The organism is Arthrobacter sp. MDT2-16 (genome assembly GCF_054510925.1).
This window is the reverse complement of record NZ_JBTNDP010000003.1, coordinates 23,159-44,409: the sequence shown is the minus strand read 5'-3', so window position 1 is coordinate 44,409 and position 21,251 is coordinate 23,159. Positions and strand designations below refer to the sequence as shown.

Sequence of the window (21,251 nt, the reverse complement as noted above, 5' to 3'; positions counted from 1 at the left end):
CTCCGCACTCCGCACCGAAAGGCACCATCATGCTTCGCTCGCTCTACTCCGGCATCTCGGGGCTCCGCTCCCACCAGACCATGCTCGACGTCACCGGCAACAACATCGCCAACGTCAACACCACGGGCTTCAAGGCCTCCGCCACCCAGTTCCAGGACACGCTGTCCCAGCTGACCCAGGGCGCGGGCGCACCGCAGGAGGCCCTCGGCGGCACCAACCCCGCCCAGGTGGGCCTCGGCGTGCAGGTCGCAGGCATCGTCACCAACTTCTCGCAGGGGTCGGCCCAGGCCACCGGCCGCGCCACGGACATGATGATCTCCGGTGACGGCTTCTTCATCACGCGCCTCGGCGGCGAAACCCTCTACACCCGGGCAGGCGCGTTCACACCCGACGCCGACGGTCGGCTCGTCACGCCCGACGGCTCCCTCGTGCAAGGCTGGTCCGCCGTCAACGGCGTCGTTCAGGAGGGCGGCGCGGTGGGAGACCTGCGGATGCCGAAGGGTGCCGTCTCGCCGGGACAGGCGACGACGACGGCCCGCGTCACCGGCAACCTCCCCGCGGACGCGGCCGTCGGCACGCAGATCCTGCAGGAGAGGGTGGTGTACGGCGCGGACGGCACGGCCCGCGACCTCACCCTGACCTTCACGCGCTCGGCCACGGGCTGGACCGTCGCGGGCCAGGACGCCAACGGTGCGGCGGGTGCCACCGAGCTCCTGCTGCCCAACGGCCAGGCCGCCGCGGGCTCCTCGGTGGCGGTGGGTGGCATCGCCGTCGACCTCTCGGGCGTCACGGGCTTCGCCCAGCTCAAGACCGTCTCCATCTCGGAGGGCGACGGTCGCGCGGCCGGTACCCTCGAGTCCTTCACCGTCGGGGCCGACGGCACCCTCGTGGGCGCCTTCAGCAACGGCAGCCGCCAGCCCCTCGGCCGCGTGGCGCTCGCCGGTTTCGTGAACCCGACCGGGCTGGAGAAGGCGGGCGGCTCCTCCTACCGTGCGACGGCGAACTCGGGCGCCGCCGCCATCGGCGCCGCCGGCGCCAATGGTCTCGGGTCGCTCGACGCCGGGACGCTCGAGATGTCCAACGTGGACCTCTCGCAGGAGTTCACCAACCTCATCGTGGCGCAGCGCGGCTTCCAGGCGAACGCCCGCATCATCACCACCTCCGACGAGGTGCTGCAGGAACTCGCGAACCTGAAACGCTAGACCGGCCCGGGCACCGGCCGGCCGTGGCCCGTCAGCGGGAACTCGCCCCTGCAGGCGGGCATGCGCGGGCCCGGCCAGGAAGTGTCACGCATCACCGGGTGGGCAGGGTGAGGATCTCGGCGCCGTCGTCGGTGATCGCGATGGTGTGCTCCGTGTGCGCCGTCCGGCAGCCCGTGGCGCTGCGGAGCGTCCACCCGTCGGCGTCCGTGATGAGCGACGCGGTGTCCGCCATCACCCACGGTTCCAGCGCCAGCAGCAGCCCGGGACGCAGCTCGTAGCCGCGCCCGGGACGTCCGGTGTTCGGGATGTGCGGGTCCTGGTGCATGGTGGACCCGACGCCGTGTCCGCCGAAGTCGGTGTTGATCGGATACCCCGCCTCGTGGAGGACCGAGCCGATGGCATGCGAGAGGTCGCCGATGCGAGCGCCTGGGCGCGCGGCGGCGATCCCTGCCGCGAGCGCGCGTTCCGTCGCGCTGATCATCGCGGCAGTTCCCTCGTCCGCGGAGCCGCCCACCACGAAGCTGATCGCGGAGTCGGCGACCACCCCGTCCAGGGACACGGCGAGGTCGAGGGACAGCAGGTCGCCGTCGGCGAGGGCGTAGTCGAACGGCAGTCCGTGCAGCACGGCGTCGTTGACGGAGGTGCAGATGTAGTGTCCGAACGGACCGCGGCCGAAGGACGGCGCGTAGTCGACGTAGCAGGACTGTGCGCCCGCCTCGGTGATCATGGTCCGGGCCCAGCGGTCGATGTCCAGCAGGTTCGTGCCCACGGTGGCGCGGCTCCTGAGATCCTGCAGGATGTCGGCGACCAGGGCGCCCGTGGCTCTCGCGCGGCCCACCTCGGCGGGGCTGAGGATCTCGATCATGCGGTGCCTGCTTCCATGAGTACCAATAACTATCCCGGTAATACTATCCCAGGACTAGACTCGGGGTCATGGTCAGACTGCCACTCACCCCGGCCGACGTCGAGCGCGGACAGCGCCTCGGGATCCTCCTGCGTCGGGCCAGGGGAGAGCGATCGATGCTGGAGACCGCCCTGGACGCGGGAGTCTCACCCGAGACCCTCCGCAAGATCGAGTCGGGCCGGGTCGCGACGCCGGCCTTCCCCACCATCGCTGCGATCGCCGACGTCGTCGGCCTCTCCCTCGATGACGTGTGGGCCGAGATGAACCGGACCGACGACGGCCTCGAGGCCGTGGATTCCGCATCCGGTGCACGCCGGCAGCTGGCCTCGTAGGCGCCTGCCCAGGAGAGTGGAGAATCGTCCATGACAGCCACCGCATCCTCCCTTGATCGACCGGCCCTGATCGTCGTCGACGTGCAGAAGGGCTTCGATGATGCCGGGTTCTGGGGGGAGCGGGACAACCCGGCGTGCGAGGACAACATCGCCGCTCTGCTCCGGTACTGGCGGAGCAGGACGTGGCCGGTCGTCTTCGTCCAGCACGACTCCGTCCACCCTGCTTCGCCCCTGGCGCCGACCGGCCCCGGACATGCGTTCAAGGACGTCATCACGGGGACGCCCGACCTGCTCGTGCGCAAGACGGTGAACTCGAGCTTCTACGGAACTCCTGACCTGCATGACTGGCTGCAGGGGGAGGGCATCACCGAGGTGGTCATCTGCGGCATCACCACCAATCACTGCTGCGAGACCACGGCCCGGATGGCCGGGAACCTCGGGTACGACACGTACTTCGCGCTCGACGCCACGCACACCTTCGACCGGACCACGCCCGACGGCGTGCCCGTCGCCGCGGCGACGCTCTCCGCCATCACGGCGACGAATCTGCACGAGGAGTTCGCGACCGTGATGAGCACGCGGACCCTGCTCGGTCGGTAGGAGCCTTCGATGCCGGCGTGCCCGGCTTCCCGGAACCGTCCCCGTCCGGACAGCGGCGTCGGAGCCGGCGGTCCCCGCCACGGCGGCGCGGGGTGCGACGCGGAGGTCTTCAGTCGAATCTGACGAACGCCCGCACGGCACCACCGCGGAACTCGTCCGTCCGGGCATAGCCGAGGGCTTCGTAGAACGCCGTCTGCCGCGGCTCGTCGTCGGTGATGAGGACCTTCTGGCGCACGTGCGGGTAGGGCTCGAGCGCGCGTTCCACGAGGGCCCTGCCGATCCCCCGTCCCTGGTGCGACGGCAGGACGAGGACGTCCTGGAGGTAGCAGATCGACGCATCGTCGGAGATGACCCGGGCGAGGCCGGCGAGCACCAGTCCGTCGCGGGCGGCGACAATCGTGGACGAGCCCTTCAGGGCGCGGGTGAGGTTCCCGGGATCGCGCGTGTAGGCCGTCCATTGCACCGCCCCGTAGAGCGCGAGGACGTCGTCGAGGGCGAGGTCCTCCGCCTGCACCGCCTCGATCGAGATCATGATCCATCGAAGCACAGGATGAGGGCGGAGTGAGCTCGGCGCGCGCCCATGAGGGCCTGGAACCCGGCGGATGGTCTCCGCGGCCCGAGGACAGGGGGCCTGAACGAGGTCCGCCGGTGCCTCCGGCGCTTACGAAGCGTGCGCGCGTGCCGACAGTGGGGGAGAGAGGCCCCGCCGGGGCGTCCCGACTCCAGGATGTCCGATGATCGTGGTGACCCGGCTCAACGAGAGCCAGTTCGCGGTGAACCCTGACCTCATCGAGCGTATCCACGAGAACCCGGACACCACGCTGGTGATGGTCGACGGCGCCAAGTACATCGTCACCGAGTCCCTGGCCGAGGTCATCGACCTGATCGCGGCCTACCGGGCCCGCATCATCTCCCTCGCACGCTTCGCCCCGGCCGAGGGAGTGCCCGAGGACCACCCGGGCCAGCGGCCGCTCGGACTCGTCCGCGACCCCGGGGTGCACCGCGCTCCGGCCGCTCCGGCCGCTCCGGCGCACCCCGCCACGCCACAGGACGGCGCAGCCGCCCCCGTCCCGCTCCGACCAAGGAACACCTAATGGATCCCGCAACACTCGTCGGCATTCTCCTCGCCTTCGGTGCGCTGTACGCGATGATCACCCTGGAGCACGCAAGCGTCGAGGCGCTCCTCCTGCCTGCACCGATGATCCTCGTGTTCGGCGCCACCCTCGCCATCGGCATCGCCGGAGGCACCCTCAAGGACTTCCTGGTCGCGGTGAAGGCCGTCCCCGCAGCGCTCATGGGCAAGACCACCCCGCCCCAGGACACGATCGACAGCGTCGTGGTCCTCGCCGAGAAGGCCCGCAGCGAGGGGTTGCTGGCCCTCGAGGAGGAGGCCAACGCCGCCACGGACCCGTTCCTCCGAGGCGCTCTCCAGAACATCGCCGACGGCACTGACGGCGAGGAACTGCGCGAGATGCTCGAGGACGAGATCGACTCCGCCTCCCAGACACACCGCACCGCCTCGAAGTTCTTCGCCAGCCTCGGCGGGTACGCACCGACGGTCGGCATCATCGGGACCGTGGTGTCCCTCACCCACGTGCTGGAGAACCTCTCGAGCCCCGACAAGCTCGGCCCCATGATCGCCGCCGCCTTCGTCGCGACGCTCTGGGGCCTGCTGTCCGCGAACTTCCTGTGGCTGCCCATCGGCACGCGCATCAAGCGCCTCGGTGAGATGGAGACCGCCCGGATGACGCTGCTCATGGAGGGTGTCCTCGCGGTGCAGGCCGGCAGCCAGCCCCGCCTGCTCGGTGAACGGCTGAAGGCCATGGTGCCACCGCACGCGCAGGGCAGGGGCGGCAAGGACGCGGAGAAGGACGTCAAGGGCCCGGGCGGGAAGATCACCGCCCAGGGCAAGGCCGCCGCGTGAGCAGGCGCCCCCACCGGAAGCGGCGCGGCGAGGACCACGGCGAGGAGCACCCCGACGAGCGCTGGATGGCGTCCTACATGGACATGGTCACCGTGCTGATGTGCATGTTCATCGTGCTGTACGCGATGTCCTCGGTGGACCAGCAGAAGTTCGAGCAGTTGCGCGCCTCGCTCGCCACGGGCTTCGGCACCGTGGAGACGGCGACGGTGGACACCGCCGAAGGCACCGTGGTGCCCGCCGAGTACGCGAACGCCGATGGCGAATCCTTCACCGGGGGAGCGGCGCTCGCGGACGTGGACCCCGAGGCGCAGAAGGACCAAGCGGGTGCCGCGGACGTCTCGGCGCCCACGCCGTCGCCGCTGCCCTCGGACGGCGGAGCCGCGGAGGTCGCGGCGCCGTCGCCGTCGCCCTCGCCGTCCGCCGGTGGGGACGCGGCGGAGCCGACGACGGACCGTGAGCGTGCCGCCGCAGAGGTCGAGAGTCTCCGGGCGCTGCAGGAGCGGATCGACGCCGGACTCCGCGAGCGCGACCTCGCCGCGTCCGTCCGCTACGTGATCGACGAGCGGGGCCTCACCATCCGGCTCGTCGGGTCCGAGACCTTCTTCCTCCCCGACAGCGCACAGCTCACGGAGCAGACGCAGCGCGTACTCGAGAGCGTGGGACCGATCCTGGCGACCATCCCCAACGAGGTGGGGGTCGAGGGGCACACCGCGCGCCTGCCCGACTCGGTGCCGAGGCCCCTCGACTGGGAGCTGTCCACCCAGCGGTCCGTCAACGTGGTGCGGAACCTCGTCGACACCGGCGGGGTCCCCGCACCCCGACTGGCGGCCATCGGCTACGGCGAGTCGCGGCCGCTGGCACCGGGCACCACGGAGGCGGAGCTCGAACTGAACCGCCGCGTGGACATCGTGGTGCACTCCGACGAGCCCGAGAGCGTGCGCGCCCTCATCCCGGGGATCGCCGCCGGCGACTGAATCGCTAACACCCCGCCGCCGCCGTCCGATAGTCGGTGGTGTGACGGTCCAGGAACAACTCTCCTTTGGCGTGCCCTCAGCGACGCCCAGGGCGGTGGATGTCTATGACTTCCGCCGGCCCACGACGCTCGCCCGCGAGCACTCCCGCGTGCTCGAACTCGCCTTCGAGACGTTCGCACGCCAGTGGGGTACCCAGCTCACCGCGAAGGTCCGCGTGATCTCGCAGGTGACCAGCGAGCAGGTCCTCATGCAGACCTACAACGAGTACGCGGCGTCGCTGCCCGCGACGACGGCGATGGTCCTGTGCTCCATCCCTGACCATTCGAGCAAGGCCGTGATCCAGTTCCCCGCCTCCGCGGGCCTGTTCTGGGTGGATTCGATGCTCGGCGGCCACGGGACCGTGCCCCCGGGTGAGCGCAAGTTCACCCAGATCGAGCAGGCCCTGATCCGGCGGCTGATGGACGATGCCCTCGAGGGGCTCCACTACTCGCTCGGCTCGGTCCTGACGCACCAGCTCGGCATCGACTCCCTCCAGTACAACTCGCAGTTCGCGCAGGCCGCCTCGACCACGGAACTCATGATCGTGGGCACCTTCGAGATCCGCGTCGGGGAGCGGTCCTGCCCGGCGACGGTCGCCATCCCTGCGCAGCTCCTGCTGGCACAGCTCGGGGACACGAACCCCACCGCGACCGGCGAGGACGCCCGGGAGCTGATCGAGCAGCAGGTCGCGCACGTACCCGTCGACGTCGCGGTACAGCTCGCCGCGCTGCCGGTCCTGCCGTCACGCATCCTCGACCTCGCCGTGGGGGACGTCCTGAAGCTGCCCCATCCGCAGCACCGCCCCTTCGAGCTCGCCGTCAGCGGACAGCGGCTCGGCGAGGCAGCCCTGGGCCAGAACGGCTCACGCCTGGCCTGCGTAGTAGTGACCACCGAGGAGAACACCGCACCATGAACACCACCACCGCCGAGCACGAGGCCGCCGCGTCCCTCGCAGCACGACTGCCGCTTCCCGGTCCGCTCACCGCCGAGCCCTGCAGCGCCTCCGAGGTCCCCTCCGCCAGCGCCTCGACCGCCGTCGTCGCGTCCTTCGTGGGGGCCTCCTCCGCGGACCTCGCCGTCGTCCTGATCGACGCCCAGCCCCTCGCCGTCGCCGCGGGGACGCCGTCACCCCTCGTCTCACCGGCCGACGTGCTCGTACCGGCCCTCGAGGCGGCGTCCCGTGCACTGGGCGACGGCGTGCTCGGCGCGCCCGCCGTGCAGGACGCGCTGCCGCTCTTCCGCGACGCCGAGACCTCGGTGTTCCGCCTCGCGGGCGCCTCCGGTACCGTCGGCTGGTTCGCCGTGCGCCTGCGCGGAGCACGCCCGGGTGCGGCTCCCCGCCGCTCCGCGGCCCCCGCGGGCGCCGCGAACCTCGGCCGCATCAGCAACGTCGAGATGGCCATGACCGTCGAGATCGGACGCACGCGCATGTCCGTCCGCGACGTGCTGGACCTCGAGCCCGGCGCCGTCATCGAACTCGACCGGTCCGCCGGCGCGCCCGCCGACGTCCTGCTCAACGGTCGCCTCGTCGCCCACGGCGAGGTGGTGGTCGTGGACCAGGACTACGCCGTGCGCATCACGCAGATCCTCGACGTCGCCGACGGCACCCTCTAGTGGACGTGGTGGTGCTGGCGCTGCGGGTACTCCTGTCCCTCGGCGTGGTCCTCGCGCTGCTCTTCGTGCTGCACCGGAAGGTCTCGAAGATCAACGGCAACCGCGCCGGAGCGGGCCTCGTGTCCGTCGTGGCGCGGCAGGGCATCGGCGCGAAGGCCTCGGTGGTCGTGCTCGACGCCGAGGGCACCCGCTTCTATCTCGGCGTCACCGAGCAGTCGGTGTCGGTTCTTCACTCCTCGGCCGCGCCGCGTGCGCTGCAGGCCGTTCCCGGGTCCGACGGCGTCGCCCCCGATGCGGGGTCCGTCCCGGCACGCCCTGCCCACGGCCCGGCCACGGGTCCGGTCCCGGGCTATGGTGCGGGCCCTTCCGTGGGCCCCGCCGCAGACACGATGGCGGAACCCGCCGACGCCCGTTTCGCTGCCTCCCTGCGGCTCGCCGGGTCGGATAGCGGCTCGACGCCGACTCCGGGCACCGGTCCGGTCAGCCGCCGTGCAGCACGTGCGGCCCGAACCGCGGAAGCCGCACCTCCCGCAGCGCCGCTGCAGGGGTCGATCCTCTCGCCCGCCACGTGGAAGCAGACCGCGGCCTTCCTGCGCCAGGGACGGGCGGGGTGACGACGGCGATTCCCCTGGCCGTCCCACCGGCACGTCCCACAGGCCCTGCCCTTCGCTTCCGTGCACCGGCCATCGTCGCCGCGCTCCTGCTCGCCGTCGTCGCCCTCCTCCTGGGGGCCGCAGCAGGTCACGCCGGCGGGCTCGACCCGGCCGTCCCGGCACCCACGGCACCGTCCGCTCCCGCCGACCCCGCGGCCCCCACCGCGCCGGGCACCGGGGACGGCCTGTCCGTGGAGATCAACGGCGTGAACGGGGAGCCGAGCTCCGCCGTCCTGACCCTGATCGGCATCACGCTGCTCTCGGTGGCACCCGCCCTGCTGCTGATGATGACGTCCTTCACCAAGATCTTCGTGGTGCTCGCCATGACCCGGAACGCGCTCTCGCTGCCGTCCATCCCGCCCAACCAGGTGCTGGCGGGGCTGGCCCTGTTCCTGTCGCTGTTCATCATGGCTCCGGTCCTCACCGAGATCAACGAGCTCGCCGTCCAGCCCTACCTCACCGGCGCCACGACGTTCACCGAGGCCCTCGAGCAGGGCGCCGGCCCCCTGCAGACGTTCATGATGGCGCACACCCGCGAGGAGGATCTCGCGCTCATGACGCGCGCGGCCGGGCAGCCGAACCCCGAGGACGCCGCGAGCGTCCCGCTGACCACCCTCATCCCGGCGTTCATGATCTCGGAGCTGCGCGCCGCGTTCATCATCGGGTTCGTGATCTTCGTGCCGTTCCTCGTGATCGACCTCGTGGTGTCCGCCGCACTCATGTCGATGGGCATGATGATGCTCCCGCCCGTCATGATCTCGCTGCCGTTCAAGATCCTGCTGTTCGTCCTCGTGGACGGGTGGGGACTGATCATCACGTCGCTCGTCAACAGCTACCAGGGCGGCTGACATGGATGCCAACGCCGTCCTGGACATCGGCCTCGCGGGAATCTGGGTCGCCGCGAAACTGTCCGCGCCCGTGCTGCTGACCGCCCTCGTGGTGGGCTTCGCCATCTCGCTGCTGCAGTCCATCACCCAGATCCAGGAGGTCACGCTCTCCTTCGTGCCGAAGGCTGCCGCCGTGTGCCTCGCCCTGCTGATCTGCGGCCACTGGATGATCGCGGAGATGGTCTCGTTCACCAACGAGATGTTCGAGCGCATCCCGGGCCTCCTCGGGGGCGGCTGACATGGAGATCGCGCTCGACCAGGGCCGGATCGAGGCCATGATGCTCGCGGGCGTGCGGATCGTCGCGTTCCTCGTGATCGCCCCGCCCTTCTCGTACCGCGGCATCCCTGCACGCATCAAGGCGATGCTCGCCATCGGCCTCGCGCTCGCGGTGTCCCCGCAGGTCGCGGACGGCTACGAGACCGGCGGCACCGGGGCCTACATCGGCGCCCTGGTCCTCGAGCTCGTGGTCGGCGCAGCCCTGGGCTTCCTCGTGCTCGTGGTCTTCTCCGCCATCCAGTCCGCCGGCAGCCTCATCGACCTCTTCGGCGGCTTCTCCCTCGCGCAGGGTTTCGACCCGCAGTCGATGGTCAACGGCGCCCAGTTCGCCCGCCTGTTCCAGCTGACCGCGCTGACGCTGCTCTTCACCTCCGACGGCTACCAGCTCATCATCGGCGGCCTCGTCCGGACGTTCAGCGCCCTGCCCCTCGGCGGCGGACTGGACCTGGCGGAACCCGTCGAGGCGCTCACCGGCGCCGTCACGGGATTGTTCCTCGCCTCCGTCCAGATCGCCGGACCGCTCATCGTGGTCCTGTTCCTGGCCGACGTCGGACTCGGGCTGCTGACGCGCGTGGCACCCGCGCTGAACGCCTTCGCGCTCGGCTTCCCACTCAAGATCTTCATCACCCTCAGCCTCGGCGGGGTGGTGTTCGTGGCCCTCCCCCGGGTCGTCTCCACCCTCGCCGACGACGCCGCGGCCCTCCTGATGGGGGTGGGCTGACATGGCGGAGGATTCCGGCGAACGGACCGAGCAGGCCACCGACAAGCGGATGAAGGACGTCCGCTCCAAGGGCCAGCTCGCCAAGTCCGAGGACTTCACGGCGTGGATCGGTGTGGGCGCCGCGGCGCTCCTGCTGCCCTCCCTCATCGCCCGCGCGGGTGACGCCGCCACGGAGCAGCTCGTCCGCGTCGCCGACAGCATCGCGGATCCCGACCCCGCCGTCGCCCTCGAGGCCCTCGCCGACGGCGGTGCGTCCCTGACGGCGATCCTGGGGCCGTTCCTCGGCGTGCTGCTCGTCGCCGTGCTCGGCACGGCCGCCCTGCAGGGCGGCATCCACGTGAAGAAGTTCTCGGGCAGGTTCGAGCAGTTCAACGTGGTCACCGGACTCAAGCGGATCCTCGGCGGCCAGGCCCTGTGGCAGGGCGCGAAGGCGCTCCTGAAGACCGCCGTCGTCGCGCTGGTGCTCGTCGTCGTCATCCAGGGCCTCATGCCCGTACTGATGGCGGCCGGGGGACTCTCCGTCGCCTCGCTCCTGAACACCGCCGGGGACGGGACCGCTGCGCTCCTGCAGGCCGCCGTCGTCGCAGGGCTCGCCCTCGCCGCGCTGGACGTCCTCGTGGTGACGCGCCGCAACCGCAAGAAGACCCGCATGACCAAGAAGGAGGTCAAGGACGAGAACAAGAACTCCGAGGGCGACCCCCTCATCAGGTCCCAGCGACGCTCCCGCCAGCTCGCCATGAGCCGCAACCGTATGATCGCAGCCGTGGGTGGCGCCGACGTCGTCCTCGTGAACCCCACGCACGTCGCCGTCGCGCTCACGTACGAGCCGGGACGGTCGGCTCCGCGCGTCGTCGCGAAGGGCGCGGGCGTGATCGCGGCGAGGATCCGCGAGGAGGCGGAGAAGAAACACGTCCCGATGGTCTCCGACGTCCCGCTCGCGCGCGCCCTGCACGCGGCGTGCGAGCTCGGCGAGGAGATCCCGTTCGAGAACTACGACCAGGTGGCCCGCATCCTGGCGTTCGTCATGTCCCTGAGGACCCGGGGTGCCGCCCGCGGCGTCCACACCCTGCCCGTCCGACCCGCAGCCGCCGGAGGCCCCCGATAATGCGCTCTTCCCTGCCCAAGTTCCTGGTGCCCGTCGGTGTCGTGGGGATCGTCCTGCTCCTCGTGGTGCCGGTGCCGTCACCGCTGCTGGACGTGCTGATCATCATCAACATCCTGCTGGCGCTGGTGATCCTGCTGAACACCATGTTCGTGCGCAAGCCGCTGGACTTCTCGGTGTTCCCGTCCCTGCTGCTCGTCGCGACGCTGTTCCGCCTGGGCCTGAACGTCGCATCCACCCGCCTCGTCCTCGGGGACGGGTACGCGGGGGAGGTCATCGAGGCCTTCGGGCACGTCGCCATCGGCGGGTCGATCATCATCGGCGCCGTCGTCTTCCTGATCCTCGTGGTCATCCAGTTCGTCGTGGTCACCAAGGGCGCCGAGCGGGTGGCGGAGGTGGGTGCACGCTTCACGCTGGACGCCATGCCGGGCAAGCAGATGGCCATCGACGCAGACCTCAATGCCGGGCTGATCACGGACACGCAGGCCCGCGAGCGGCGCGCCGAGGTCTCGGCGGAGGCCGATTTCTACGGCGCCATGGACGGCGCGTCGAAGTTCGTGAAGGGCGATGCCATCGCCGGGATCATCATTATCGTCATCAACCTCGTCGGCGGTGTCGCGATCGGCATGCTGCAGGACGGCCTGCCCGTCGCCGAGGCGCTCAGCACGTACGGGCTCCTCACCATCGGCGACGGCCTCGTGACGCAGATCCCGGCGCTGCTCATGGCCGTGTCCACCGGCATGATCGTCACGCGCTCCAACGCCGACGCGGACATGGGCTCGACGGCGGCGCAGCAGCTCGGCCAGTCGCAGAACGCCCTGCGCATCGCGGGGGCCGCGGCGATCGTCATGGCGCTCATCCCCGGCATGCCGAAGCTGCCGTTCATCGTGGTGGGCGCCGGACTCATCGTCATCGCGCAGCGGCTCAGGAGGTCCGAGGCGGAGGCCCGCACGGCGGCCGCGGCCCTCGAGGCGGAGGCGTCCGTGCCGACGGCCGACAGCACGGACGACCTCCTCGAGCAGATGCGCGTCCACGCCCTCGAGGTGCTGCTGGCCCCGGACCTCGTGGACGTGGTCACCGGGGCCCCGGACGACCTCCTCGGGCGGGTCCGTGCCCTGCGCCGGAAGATCGCCCTGGAGCTCGGCGTCGTGGTGCCGCCGGTCCGCACGCGCGACAGCATCGACCTGCTGCCGGCCACCTACGTCATCAAAATCGCCGGCGTCGAGGCAGGCCGCGGAGAGGCCCCGCGCGGCAAGGTCCTGGCACTGGGTGACCACCTCGCGCACCTTCCCGGTACCGCCGTCGTTGAACCCGTGTTCGGGCTCGCGGGCAAGTGGGTGCCCTCGGAACTGCGCCACAACGCGGAGCTCTCCGGCGCCACAGTGATCGACCGCGTGTCGGTCCTCGTGACGCACCTGTCCTCGGTGATCACGACCAACGCCGCACGCCTGCTGACCCGCGAGGACGTCCGGGTCCTGACCGACGGCGTCCGACAGGTCAACCCGTCCGCCGTCGAGGAACTGGTGCCCGGGCTGCTGTCCCTCGCCGAGGTGCAGCGCGTCCTGCAGGGGCTGCTGTCCGAGCAGGTGCCCATCAACGACCTCGCCCGCATCTACGAGGCCCTGACGCTGAAGGCGAAGTCGTCGTCGGACCCTGAAGGCCTCGTCGAGGCGGCACGCCTCGCCCTCGGACCGGCGGTGACGCAGCAGTATCTCGACGGCACACTGCTGCGGGTGATCATGATCGATCCGCTGCTCGAGCAGTCGATGCTCGAGGGACTGCGCCCCTCCGACCAGGGCACGCAGATCCTGCTCGACCCCTCCCGGACCGAGGCCGTCCTCGCGTCGGTCCGGTCCACGACCGCCGACATCGAGGCCTCGGGGCACAACGCGGTGCTGGTGTGCGCGCCGGCGCTGCGGCCCGCGCTCAAGCGGCTCGTCGGACCCCAGGTGGCAGGACTCCCGGTGCTCTCGTACCAGGAGGTCACCAGCGCCAATGTCGCCATCGAGACCGTAGGGGTGGTCCGTGGCACCGCAGCTGTTTCATCTTGAGGGTGCCTCCCTCGAGGAGCTGAAGGCACAGGCGGCCGCCCTCCATGGTCCGCGGGCGCTCATCGTGTCCGCAGAGATCGTCACGGTCGGCGGCATCCGCGGCGTCTTCGCGCGCAGGCACTACGAGATCGTGGTCGAGGTCCCGGACGACGCACGTCCCGCCGGCGTACGCCCGCGCGGGCGGCGCAGCGCCGTTCGCCAGGCGTCGGGCATCGACGCGCTGCTGCAGCAGGCCGAGCTCGACGAGGTGCGCCTCGCCGGAAGCACTCCCGCGGGTCCGGGCGGCGCCGGGCCAGGGCCGGGTCCGGCCCGCGCCACGGCGCCGCGTCCGACCGGCGCCGGACGCCGGCAGGAACCGGTGCCGGCCGCCGTCTCCACCGACTCGGGCCTCTTCGCGGCCCTCATGGACAACCTCACGTTCGCGACGGACTCTGCCCCGGTCGCGCCTGCCCCGGTCGCGCCTGCCCCGGGTCCGACGGCGCCGGCCCCGCCGGTCGTCGCTCCGAGTGCGCCCGTGCAGCCCGTCGTGGTCCCGGGCACTGTCGTCACCCCCGCCGCCGTCGTGCCCGGACCTCCCGTCCAGCCCTCCGCCCCCGACGCCGTCGTCCCGCCCCTCGCCGTGGCCGCCCACGACCCAGCCGAGCTGCCGGACCTCGCAGGACACGTCGTCCGGGAGCCTGCGGCACCGGCGGGCGCACCAGCAGTCCTCGGCGCGCCCGGCGACCTCGTGACCGTCGTGGGTTCACCCGCTGCCGGCTGGGAGGTGGTGCAGGCGATGGCGGCCGGGTTCCGCGGGGGCGTCCCGTCCGCGGTCGCCGTCGCCGGGGGCGTCAGCGGCTGGCTCCGGCCGGATGCCCGCAGGATCGAGGACCACCTCGACGCGAACGCCGCCCGTGCCGCCGGGGTGGACGGCGGGCACCCGGTGTTCCTCGCGGTGGCGTCCGGGGATCCGGTCACGGACAGCCGGCTGCTGCTCGCCCTGCGCCCGGACCAGGTGTGGCTCGCCGTTGATGCCGGACGGAAGGAGGCCGACACCGCGGCGTGGGTGGGCGCACTTCGCAGGAGCATGGAGCGCGCCGGACTCGAACCGGCAGGGCTCGCCGTCGTCGGGCGGGCGGCCACGTCCACCCCGGACACCGTGCACGACCTGGGTCTGCCGGTCGGCTGGCAGGACGGCCCCGCCGGACGCACGAGAGCCGCCGGTCGCCGTCGAGCCGAGCCGACCGGGATAGAGTGACACGATGCTGGTACTCACGCGAAAGGTCGGCGAGCAGATCCTGATCGGCGACGACATCGTCATCACGGTGCTCGATTCCCGCGGTGACGGCATCCGCATCGGTATCGATGCGCCACGGGGCGTGAAGATCCAGCGCGAGGAGGTCCTCCGCGCCGTCACGGAAGCCAATCTCGCCGCCGCCGCTGCCGATGCAGCGGGCGCCGACGCCCTGAAGGCACTGCTGCAGTCGGGTGCGGTGGTGTCCACCGAGGCCCCTGCGGACGGGCACCCGGACAGGTAACAGAGTCCTCGCACAGGGGCGAGGACTTCCCGGGAGGACGATCGGCCGTTGCCGCCGGGAATCCACGGGTTCCAGCCTGACGCCACCTGGTAGGACCGACACGGAGGTGCCTCGTGGCTACTGGAGGAACCGGATTCGACGACGTCCCGTTCGACCTCATCCCGCTGCCATGCCACTCGCCGAAGGCCGGGCACGACGACGGCCGGTACGTGCGGGACGCCCGCACGTACGGGCCGTGACGACATCGCGGACTTCTTCGAGCAGGTCTTGGCCCAGGACTCCGAACGGACCCGCCACAACCGCATGCCTCCTGGACATGGAGAGACCCCGGCGGCGAACCGTCCGGGGTCTTGGTGGAGCCTCCTGCCAGAGTCGAACTGGCGACCTTCTCATTACGAGTGAGACGCTCTACCGACTGAGCTAAGGAGGCAATGCTTTCCGGATCCGGGTTGCACCCGGGGCCGATCCACAAGCTCCAACTTTATAGGAGGGTCCGGCCCGCGGTCAAAATGGGGGAGCGGGACGAGAATTCGCCCGCGGTTCACCCCGTTGCCGCCTCCAGTACGTCCTTCGGTCAGCAGGGCGCCGGATCCTGAGGTCCACCCGCGTCCGGCATGGGAACGGGTCTGGCCGGCAAAGGGGACGCCATGACGCAGGACCGCTCATTCTCGCTCGCCGTGATCGACATGGCCGGGACCACCGTGGACGAGGGCGCCCTGCAGGAAGAGGCCTTCGCGCGAGCACTGGCCTCGCACGGGGTCCATGAGGGCTCCGGCAGCTTCGGCGCCATGACGGCGTATGCGCGACGCACCATGGGCACGTCCAAGGAGCTCGTCTTCCGCAGCCTCTTCGACGACGTCGCGACGGCCGTGGACGTGAACCGGACGTTCGAGGCTGCGTACGACACCCTGCTGGCCCGCCACGGTGTCGAGCCGATCCCGGGCGCGGAGGACGCGATCCTCGCGCTACGGGAAAGGGGTCTGAAGATCTGCCTGGCCACCGGCTTCGGCCGCCACACGCAGAACATGATCCTTGAGTCCCTCGGCTGGATGGGGCTCGCGGACCTCAGCCTCTGCCCCTCCGACGCGGGACGCGGCCGCCCGTACCCCGACATCATCCTGACCGCGGTCCTCGCCCTCGACATCGAGGACGTGCGCTCCGTCCTGGTGGCGGGGGACACCACGTCGGACGTCGTCGCCGGGCAGCGCGCCGGAGCGGGCGCCGTGATCGGGGTCCTGACGGGAGCGCACTCGGAGGCCGAGCTGCGGCTCGCGGGAGCCGACGCCGTCCTGCCGTCCATGTGCCACCTGCCGCAGTGGCTCGGACCCACGCCGGTCGGGGATCAGCAGCGCGTCCCGTCCGCCGGGACCGTCCCGTCGATGAAGTAGGAGTCGACGAGGTCCAGGATGCAGTCGTCGGACCGGCCGTAGGCGGTGTGCCCCTCGCCCTCCCAGGTCACGTGCACGCCGGACTCGAGCTGCCCTGCCAGGGCCGTGGACCACTCGTAGGGCGTGGCGGGGTCCCCCGTGGTGCCGATGACGACGATCGGGGCCGCCCCCGCCGCCTGCCGCGGCGCCGGCTCGCCGGTCGACGGATACTTCCACGGCGCGCAGGTGATGCCGCCGTAGGCGAGGAACCGCCCGAAGGTGGGCGACGCCCCGACGAGTTCCTCCTCGTCGGCGCGCATCTGCGCGGGATCGCTCGTCATGGGGTAGTCGAGGCAGTTCACGGCCAGAAAGGCGGCGGTCGCGTTGCCGACGTATCGGCCGTCCGGCTGGCGTTCGGCGGACAGGTCCGCGAGGAAGAGCATGCTGGTCGGGTCCCCGGCCAGGGCCGCCCGGACCGCGTCCGTGAGCGTGGGCCAGTTGCCGTTGTCGTAGAGCGGGAGGATGAAACCCTGCACGAACGTCGAGGCCGGGACGAGCCGGCCGTCCGCCGCCGTCATGGGTTCCCGCTCGACGGCAGCGAACAGGTCCTGGATCTGGCGGACGCCGTCGTCCACGGTTCCCGTGTACGGGCACTCGGAGCCCTGCTGGCAGGCGGCCACGTACGCGCGAACCGCCCGCTCGAAGCCGCCCGCCTGCCCGAGCGTGATGTCCTCGCTGCTCAGCGACGGGTCGATCGCGCCGTCGAGCACCAGGCGGCCCACCCGTCCGGGGAAGAGGTCCGCGTAGGCCGCGCCGAGCTGGGTCCCGTAGGAGAAGCCGAGGTAGTTGAGCTTCTCGTCGCTGACCACCGCGCGCAGGATGTCCATGTCGCGTGCCGCCGACTCGGTGTCCACGAAGCCGAGCAGCTCGCCCGTGCGCTCGGCGCACACGTCCGCGTACTCCTGCGCGTCCGCGGTCATGAGCGCCAGCAGCTCGTCCTCGGAGGCGTCGACGGGGTAGGCCTCCTGCCGCGCCTCGTCCTGCTCGGCATCGGTGTAGCACTTCACAGCACTGGACCGGTTGACCCCGCGCGGGTCGAACCCGAGGATGTCGTAGTCCTCGCGCAATCGCTCGCTCGTCACGTAGTCGAGGGACTCCTTGACGATGTTGACGCCGGAGCCCCCGGGTCCGCCGGGGTTCACGAGGATGGTCCCCTGCGCCTCGCCCGTGGCGTCAGAACGGATGGCCGCGATGTCGATGCTGCCGCGGCCCGGGTCGCTGTAGTCCAGCGGCACCTCGATCGTGGCGCAGGAGAACGAACCCTCGCACTCCTCCCACCGCACCTCCTGGGTGTAGAAGCCGGTGAGGTCCCCGGGCACTTCACCGATGGCTGCCGGATCGGCGGTCTCCACACCCGACACGGGACGGTCCGCCGGGCCGGGGGAGAAGAGCGTGCAGCCGGACAGGCCCAGCACCGCGGCGGCGGACGCCGCGAGCACGGTCAGGGCACGACGGCGGGGCGCCCGTGCGGGGGGCGTTCCAGGGGTCATCGGTCGAGGTCCTTCCGGGACAGCAGGCTGACGGTCATCGCTTCGATCGCGAGCAGGGGTGACACATTGGTGCTGACGAGCCGCGTGCGGACCTCGTTGATCACCTCGAGGCGCAGCAGGGTGTCCTCGGCGCTCTCGCGCTGGGCGAACTCCTCGAGCTCCGGGCGCAGCGGTTCGTTCACGAGCGGCTGGTCCGCGTCGGCCTGCAGCATGAGGACGTCCCGGTAGAAGGAGATGAGGTCGGTCAGGGCGCGGTCGAAGTAGTCGTTCTTCGAGCGCTTCGCGCGGCGCGTCTGGTCCTCCTCGAGGCGCCTGATCTGCGCCCGCATGGACGGCGGCATGGTGCCCGTCTCGGGGGCACCGAGCGTGGCCAGCAGGGCGGCCCGCTCCTCGGCGTCGCGCTGCTCGAAGGAGCTCTGCGCCTCGGCCTCGGCCAGCTTCACCAGATCGGCCGCGGCGCGCATGGCGCCGGCCACGGAGCGCAGCGTCAGCGGGAGCCGGACGATCTGGTTGCGCCGCTCCCGGGCGCCCTCGTCCGTGGCCAGGCGCTTCGCGACACCGATGTGGCTCTGGGCGGCCCGCGCGGCCGCTTCAGCCGTGACGGGATCGATGCCGTCACGGGCCACCAGCAGATCGGCGACGTCCTGCACGGGCGGCAGCCGCAGGCCCACCGAGCGGCAACGGGAGCGGATGGTGATGAGGACGTCACCCGGGCTCGGCGCACACAGCAGCCAGATGGTGCGCGGCGGCGGCTCCTCGATGGCTTTGAGCAGCACGTTGGTGCTGCGCTCCTGCATGCGGTCGGCGTCCTCGACGATGATGATGCGCCAGCGGCCCGTGGACGGCTTGTCCTGTGCCTTGCGCACGAGCTCGCGGGCCTCGTCGATGCTGATGGTCACCTTCTCGGTGGTGACGTTGGTGAGGTCGGCGTGGGTCCCCGCGAGGACGGTCCGGCAGGCCTTGCACGCACCGCAGCCCCGCTCCGTCAGGGTCTCGCGCTCGCAGAGCAGCGCGGCGGCGAAGGCCCGCGCGGCGTTGGAGCGGCCGGAACCGGGCGGGCCGGTGAACAGCCAGGCATGCGTGGGAGCGCCGGACTGGGCGGCGCGACGCAACTGCTCCACCACCTGCTCCTGCCCGCGCAGCTCGGCCCACACGCCGGTGGTGGGCAGGCTGGAGGGGCCGGCGCTCATGTCGGCGCTCATGCGGACCCTCCGGGCAGGGCAGCCACGATGGACCGGTGGAGCTCCTCCGGCGTGCCGGACGCGCCGAGCACCACGTAACGCTCGGGTGCGAGGCGCGCGAGCTCGAGGAAGGCGTCCCGGATGCCGGCGTGGAAGCCGTCCGGCTCGGACTCGAGGCGGTCCTCGGCGGCCGCCCCCGCGGTGCGGCGGCTGCGACCCACCGCGGGGTCGACGTCGAGCAGCACGGTGAGGTCGGGAAGGAGACCGTCGGTGGCCCAGACGTTCACGTCGAGGACCGCCTGCGCGCCGAGGCCGCGGCCGGTCCCCTGGTAGGCGACGGAGGAGTCGATGTAGCGGTCGCACACCACGACGTCGCCGCGCTCCAGGGCGGGCACGATCACCTGCTGCACATGGGCCGCACGCGAGGCGGCGAACAGAAGGGCCTCGGTGCGGGCGTCGATCTCGCCGTGGCCGTGCTCGAGGACGAGGGAGCGCAGGGTCTCCCCGATCGGGGTACCGCCTGGTTCGCGCGTACGGACCACTCGACGTCCGCCGGCCTCGAGGGCCCGGCAGAGCAGTGTCGCCTGCGTCGACTTGCCGCCGCCGTCGCCGCCCTCGAGCGCGATGAAGAGCCCGGGAAGCCCGTGGGGGAGGGGAAAGGTCACGCGTTCAGCCTACCGAGTGGCGGCGACCTTCAGCACTGGTCACACTTGCCGGCGGCATCGGCTCCGCGGTTAGGCTCGGGGGATGGCTTCCGTGCGCTCCGACCTCGCCCCCGACACCCTCGCCGTCGCAGCGGGCAGGCCGCCCCGCGAGCACGACGCGCCCATCAACCCGCCCCTGGTCCTCACCACGACGTACCACGAGACCCGCGCCCCCGAGCCCGGGGACCGCATCTACGCCCGCGGTTCCAACCCCACCTGGGACCCCTTCGAGGAGGCCCTCGCAGCCCTCGAGGGTGCGGACCTGCCGGCCCTCGTCTTCGGCTCGGGCCTCGGAGCCGCCGCGGCCGCACTGTCCCTCGTCCCCCCGGGCGGTGCCGTGGTCATGCCGCGCCACGCCTACGCCGGGTCGCTCGGCCTCGCCGCCGACCTCGCCGCGCAGGGCCGCTTCGAGCTGGTGCAGGTGGACATCGCCGACACCGCCGCCGTCCTCGCGGCGCTCACCGCGCTCGCCGCCCGTCCCGACGCCGGCTCCGTGATGCTGTGGCTCGAGAGCCCCACGAACCCGATGCTCGAGGTCGCCGAGCTGGGCGTCCTCACCGCGGCCGCCCACGCGGCCGGTGCGGTCGTCGTCGCCGACAACACGTTCAACACACCCATCGTCCACCGGCCGCTCGAAGCCGGTGCCGACGTCGTCCTGCACTCCGTCACCAAGTGGCTCGCCGGGCATTCCGACGTCGTCCTCGGTGCCCTGGTGACCTCCGACGCCGGTCTGCGCGAGCGGCTCCTGGCGCACCGGACGCTGTACGGCGCGATCGCGGGACCGTTCGAGGTGTGGCTCGCGCTGCGCGGCCTGCGCACGCTCGCCCTGCGCATGGAACGGAGCCAGGGGACGGCGGCGTCGCTCGCACTGCGTCTCGCGGATCATCCGGCGGTGCGCCGCGTGCGCTACCCGGGCCTGCCGTCGGACCCCGGCCACGAGCGTGCCGCCGCGCAGTTCAACGGTTTCGGGGGCATCGTCAGCATCGAACTCGACGACGTCGCCACGGCCGACGCCCTCGTGGCCGCCGTCCGCCTGTGGCTTCCCGCGACCTCGCTCGGCGGTGTGGAATCGCTGATCGAACGACGACGGCGCCAGCCCGCCGAACCGCTCACGGTGCCCGAGGCGCTCGTGCGTCTGTCGGTCGGCATCGAGAACCCGGAGGACCTGTGGGCGGACCTCGACCAGGCGCTCCGCCGGGCCGCGGGGCGGGACGGCGGGCTCTGATCCGGCGCCCCGGCTCGTTCCGCGCCGGGGGCGACCCCGACCGGTCGGGACAGGGCCCGCGATGCGGCGCCGAGGGCGGGCCAGCTAAGCTGGCAGCGTGGCTCTCGTATACGCAACCCAGTACTACCTGTACCTCGCGCTCGGCCTGATCGCGCTGGGCATCGAGGTGTGGGCCTTCACCGACTGCGTGCGGCGTCCCGGAACGGCCTTCGAGGCCGCCTTCAAGCGGACCAAGGGCTTCTGGCTCGCCCTCACCGGAGGCGCCGTCGTCGTGGGCCTGCTGTCCGCCCTGAGCAGCCGTGGCGGCTTCAACATCTTCCAGCTCGTCGCCATCATCGCCGCCTGCGTGTATCTCGCCGACGTGAAGCCCGCCGTCAGCCAGACCACCGGTCGCGGCGGCAGCAGCGGACCCTACGGACCCTGGTAG

25 protein-coding genes and 1 tRNA gene are annotated in these 21,251 nt (G+C 71.5%); 20 read left to right on the top strand and 6 right to left on the bottom strand.

From position 1 onward, the window contains the following. Window positions 1-29 precede the first annotated feature (29 nt). The gene (locus ACX80N_RS06815; RefSeq protein ID WP_459338795.1) at window positions 30-1,202 is read left to right on the top strand and encodes a flagellar hook protein FlgE; all 1,173 of its coding nucleotides are present in this window, start codon (window positions 30-32) and stop codon (window positions 1,200-1,202) included. A 91-nt stretch (window positions 1,203-1,293) separates the two neighbouring features. Here the strand turns inward: ACX80N_RS06815 and map are convergent, their stop codons facing one another. After that, window positions 1,294-2,067, bottom strand: coding sequence for a type I methionyl aminopeptidase (gene map, locus ACX80N_RS06810; RefSeq protein WP_459338794.1), 774 nt, complete (start codon window positions 2,065-2,067; stop codon window positions 1,294-1,296). A gap of 68 nt (window positions 2,068-2,135) precedes the next feature. Here map and ACX80N_RS06805 point away from each other — a divergent pair, with 68 nt between their 5' ends. Both ACX80N_RS06805 and ACX80N_RS06800 read left to right on the top strand, forming a co-directional pair. Continuing rightward, window positions 2,136-2,438, top strand: coding sequence for a helix-turn-helix transcriptional regulator (locus ACX80N_RS06805; protein WP_459338793.1), 303 nt, complete (start codon window positions 2,136-2,138; stop codon window positions 2,436-2,438). Between the two features lie 30 nt (window positions 2,439-2,468). Further along, window positions 2,469-3,038 carry a cysteine hydrolase family protein gene (locus ACX80N_RS06800; RefSeq protein ID WP_459338792.1) on the top strand — a complete coding sequence of 190 codons (570 nt, stop codon included), beginning with the start codon at window positions 2,469-2,471 and terminating at the stop codon, window positions 3,036-3,038. Between the two features lie 109 nt (window positions 3,039-3,147). Here the strand turns inward: ACX80N_RS06800 and ACX80N_RS06795 are convergent, their stop codons facing one another. Beyond that, window positions 3,148-3,570, bottom strand: coding sequence for a GNAT family N-acetyltransferase (locus tag ACX80N_RS06795; protein ID WP_459338791.1), 423 nt, complete (start codon window positions 3,568-3,570; stop codon window positions 3,148-3,150). 202 nt (window positions 3,571-3,772) lie between these two features. Between ACX80N_RS06795 and ACX80N_RS06790 the strand changes: the two genes are divergently transcribed. The 14 genes from ACX80N_RS06790 to ACX80N_RS06725 all read left to right on the top strand — a co-directional run bounded on the left by ACX80N_RS06790 (window position 3,773) and on the right by ACX80N_RS06725 (window position 15,036). Beyond that, window positions 3,773-4,132, top strand: a complete 360-nt coding sequence (locus tag ACX80N_RS06790; RefSeq protein ID WP_459338790.1) for a flagellar FlbD family protein — start codon at window positions 3,773-3,775, stop codon at window positions 4,130-4,132. Further along, window positions 4,132-4,962 (top strand): motility protein A, encoded by an 831-nt coding sequence (locus ACX80N_RS06785; protein WP_459338789.1) that lies wholly within the window; start codon window positions 4,132-4,134, stop codon window positions 4,960-4,962. The genes ACX80N_RS06790 and ACX80N_RS06785 overlap by 1 nt, the downstream gene beginning before the upstream one ends. Then, on the top strand, window positions 4,959-5,936 hold the full coding sequence (locus tag ACX80N_RS06780) for a flagellar motor protein MotB (protein ID WP_459338788.1): 978 nt from the start codon (window positions 4,959-4,961) through the stop codon (window positions 5,934-5,936). Before ACX80N_RS06785 ends, ACX80N_RS06780 begins: the two co-directional genes overlap by 4 nt. A 70-nt stretch (window positions 5,937-6,006) precedes the next feature. Continuing rightward, a complete protein-coding gene (locus tag ACX80N_RS06775) occupies window positions 6,007-6,888 on the top strand; it encodes a flagellar motor switch protein FliM (RefSeq protein WP_459338787.1) in 882 nt (293 codons plus the stop codon). Then, window positions 6,885-7,589: a flagellar motor switch protein FliN gene (fliN, locus tag ACX80N_RS06770; RefSeq protein WP_459338786.1), complete on the top strand. Its 705-nt coding sequence runs from the start codon at window positions 6,885-6,887 to the stop codon at window positions 7,587-7,589. The genes ACX80N_RS06775 and fliN overlap by 4 nt, the downstream gene beginning before the upstream one ends. Continuing rightward, the gene (locus ACX80N_RS06765; protein WP_459338785.1) at window positions 7,589-8,203 is read left to right on the top strand and encodes a FliO/MopB family protein; all 615 of its coding nucleotides are present in this window, start codon (window positions 7,589-7,591) and stop codon (window positions 8,201-8,203) included. The genes fliN and ACX80N_RS06765 overlap by 1 nt, the downstream gene beginning before the upstream one ends. Further along, entirely contained in the window at window positions 8,200-9,090 is an 891-nt protein-coding gene (gene fliP, locus ACX80N_RS06760; RefSeq protein ID WP_459338784.1) for a flagellar type III secretion system pore protein FliP, read from the top strand. The genes ACX80N_RS06765 and fliP overlap by 4 nt, the downstream gene beginning before the upstream one ends. 1 nt (window position 9,091) lies before the next feature. Then, window positions 9,092-9,367: a flagellar biosynthesis protein FliQ gene (gene fliQ / locus ACX80N_RS06755; RefSeq protein ID WP_105032616.1), complete on the top strand. Its 276-nt coding sequence runs from the start codon at window positions 9,092-9,094 to the stop codon at window positions 9,365-9,367. Window position 9,368: 1 nt separating this feature from the next. Further along, window positions 9,369-10,127: a flagellar biosynthetic protein FliR gene (locus ACX80N_RS06750; RefSeq protein ID WP_105032617.1), complete on the top strand. Its 759-nt coding sequence runs from the start codon at window positions 9,369-9,371 to the stop codon at window positions 10,125-10,127. Window position 10,128: 1 nt separating this feature from the next. Continuing rightward, window positions 10,129-11,232, top strand: a complete 1,104-nt coding sequence (locus ACX80N_RS06745) for an EscU/YscU/HrcU family type III secretion system export apparatus switch protein (RefSeq protein WP_105032618.1) — start codon at window positions 10,129-10,131, stop codon at window positions 11,230-11,232. Then, a complete protein-coding gene (locus tag ACX80N_RS06740) occupies window positions 11,232-13,280 on the top strand; it encodes a flagellar biosynthesis protein FlhA (protein ID WP_459338783.1) in 2,049 nt (682 codons plus the stop codon). The genes ACX80N_RS06745 and ACX80N_RS06740 overlap by 1 nt, the downstream gene beginning before the upstream one ends. Then, window positions 13,255-14,517: a hypothetical protein gene (locus ACX80N_RS06735; RefSeq protein WP_459338782.1), complete on the top strand. Its 1,263-nt coding sequence runs from the start codon at window positions 13,255-13,257 to the stop codon at window positions 14,515-14,517. Before ACX80N_RS06740 ends, ACX80N_RS06735 begins: the two co-directional genes overlap by 26 nt. Window positions 14,518-14,521: 4 nt before the next feature. Then, the gene (csrA, locus tag ACX80N_RS06730; RefSeq protein ID WP_459338781.1) at window positions 14,522-14,797 is read left to right on the top strand and encodes a carbon storage regulator CsrA; all 276 of its coding nucleotides are present in this window, start codon (window positions 14,522-14,524) and stop codon (window positions 14,795-14,797) included. A gap of 113 nt (window positions 14,798-14,910) precedes the next feature. Then, complete coding sequence (locus tag ACX80N_RS06725) at window positions 14,911-15,036, top strand: hypothetical protein (RefSeq protein WP_459338780.1); 126 nt, start codon at window positions 14,911-14,913, stop codon at window positions 15,034-15,036. Between the two features lie 115 nt (window positions 15,037-15,151). Here ACX80N_RS06725 and ACX80N_RS06720 read toward each other — a convergent pair. Beyond that, window positions 15,152-15,227, bottom strand: a tRNA-Thr gene (locus ACX80N_RS06720). A gap of 217 nt (window positions 15,228-15,444) precedes the next feature. On the opposite strand from ACX80N_RS06720, the gene ACX80N_RS06715 reads away from it, so the two are divergent. After that, window positions 15,445-16,185, top strand: a complete 741-nt coding sequence (locus tag ACX80N_RS06715) for an HAD family hydrolase (protein ID WP_105032703.1) — start codon at window positions 15,445-15,447, stop codon at window positions 16,183-16,185. Here ACX80N_RS06715 and ACX80N_RS06710 read toward each other — a convergent pair. The 3 genes from ACX80N_RS06710 to tmk are packed head-to-tail and all read right to left on the bottom strand — an operon-like array spanning window position 16,140 to window position 19,560. Next, a complete protein-coding gene (locus ACX80N_RS06710; RefSeq protein ID WP_459338779.1) occupies window positions 16,140-17,714 on the bottom strand; it encodes an alpha/beta hydrolase in 1,575 nt (524 codons plus the stop codon). The genes ACX80N_RS06715 and ACX80N_RS06710 overlap by 46 nt on opposite strands. Continuing rightward, window positions 17,711-18,916, bottom strand: coding sequence for a DNA polymerase III subunit delta' (locus ACX80N_RS06705; protein WP_459338778.1), 1,206 nt, complete (start codon window positions 18,914-18,916; stop codon window positions 17,711-17,713). Before ACX80N_RS06705 ends, ACX80N_RS06710 begins: the two co-directional genes overlap by 4 nt. Next, the gene (gene tmk / locus ACX80N_RS06700) at window positions 18,913-19,560 is read right to left on the bottom strand and encodes a dTMP kinase (protein ID WP_459338777.1); all 648 of its coding nucleotides are present in this window, start codon (window positions 19,558-19,560) and stop codon (window positions 18,913-18,915) included. Before tmk ends, ACX80N_RS06705 begins: the two co-directional genes overlap by 4 nt. Window positions 19,561-19,642: 82 nt before the next feature. On the opposite strand from tmk, the gene ACX80N_RS06695 reads away from it, so the two are divergent. Both ACX80N_RS06695 and ACX80N_RS06690 read left to right on the top strand, forming a co-directional pair. Next, on the top strand, window positions 19,643-20,824 hold the full coding sequence (locus ACX80N_RS06695) for a trans-sulfuration enzyme family protein (RefSeq protein WP_459338776.1): 1,182 nt from the start codon (window positions 19,643-19,645) through the stop codon (window positions 20,822-20,824). 97 nt (window positions 20,825-20,921) lie between these two features. Further along, window positions 20,922-21,251 (top strand): DUF2516 family protein, encoded by a 330-nt coding sequence (locus tag ACX80N_RS06690; RefSeq protein WP_105032625.1) that lies wholly within the window; start codon window positions 20,922-20,924, stop codon window positions 21,249-21,251.

Bases quoted from the DNA above. Each gene is read 5' to 3' on its own strand.
- ACX80N_RS06815 (WP_459338795.1), top strand. From the start codon at position 30: ATGCTTCGCTCGCTCTACTCCGGCATCTCGGGGCTCCGCTCCCACCAG.
- ACX80N_RS06785 (WP_459338789.1), top strand. From the start codon at position 4,132: ATGGATCCCGCAACACTCGTCGGCATTCTCCTCGCCTTCGGTGCGCTG.
- ACX80N_RS06790 (WP_459338790.1), top strand. From the start codon at position 3,773: ATGATCGTGGTGACCCGGCTCAACGAGAGCCAGTTCGCGGTGAACCCT.
- ACX80N_RS06805 (WP_459338793.1), top strand. From the start codon at position 2,136: ATGGTCAGACTGCCACTCACCCCGGCCGACGTCGAGCGCGGACAGCGC.
- map (WP_459338794.1), bottom strand. From the start codon at position 2,067: ATGATCGAGATCCTCAGCCCCGCCGAGGTGGGCCGCGCGAGAGCCACG.
- ACX80N_RS06695 (WP_459338776.1), top strand. From the start codon at position 19,643: ATGGCTTCCGTGCGCTCCGACCTCGCCCCCGACACCCTCGCCGTCGCA.
- ACX80N_RS06750 (WP_105032617.1), top strand. From the start codon at position 9,369: ATGGAGATCGCGCTCGACCAGGGCCGGATCGAGGCCATGATGCTCGCG.
- ACX80N_RS06740 (WP_459338783.1), top strand. From the start codon at position 11,232: ATGCGCTCTTCCCTGCCCAAGTTCCTGGTGCCCGTCGGTGTCGTGGGG.
- ACX80N_RS06710 (WP_459338779.1), bottom strand. From the start codon at position 17,714: ATGACCCCTGGAACGCCCCCCGCACGGGCGCCCCGCCGTCGTGCCCTG.
- fliQ (WP_105032616.1), top strand. From the start codon at position 9,092: ATGGATGCCAACGCCGTCCTGGACATCGGCCTCGCGGGAATCTGGGTC.
- csrA (WP_459338781.1), top strand. From the start codon at position 14,522: ATGCTGGTACTCACGCGAAAGGTCGGCGAGCAGATCCTGATCGGCGAC.
- ACX80N_RS06795 (WP_459338791.1), bottom strand. From the start codon at position 3,570: ATGATCTCGATCGAGGCGGTGCAGGCGGAGGACCTCGCCCTCGACGAC.
- ACX80N_RS06800 (WP_459338792.1), top strand. From the start codon at position 2,469: ATGACAGCCACCGCATCCTCCCTTGATCGACCGGCCCTGATCGTCGTC.
- ACX80N_RS06705 (WP_459338778.1), bottom strand. From the start codon at position 18,916: ATGAGCGCCGACATGAGCGCCGGCCCCTCCAGCCTGCCCACCACCGGC.
- ACX80N_RS06715 (WP_105032703.1), top strand. From the start codon at position 15,445: ATGACGCAGGACCGCTCATTCTCGCTCGCCGTGATCGACATGGCCGGG.
- ACX80N_RS06745 (WP_105032618.1), top strand. From the start codon at position 10,129: ATGGCGGAGGATTCCGGCGAACGGACCGAGCAGGCCACCGACAAGCGG.
- fliN (WP_459338786.1), top strand. From the start codon at position 6,885: ATGAACACCACCACCGCCGAGCACGAGGCCGCCGCGTCCCTCGCAGCA.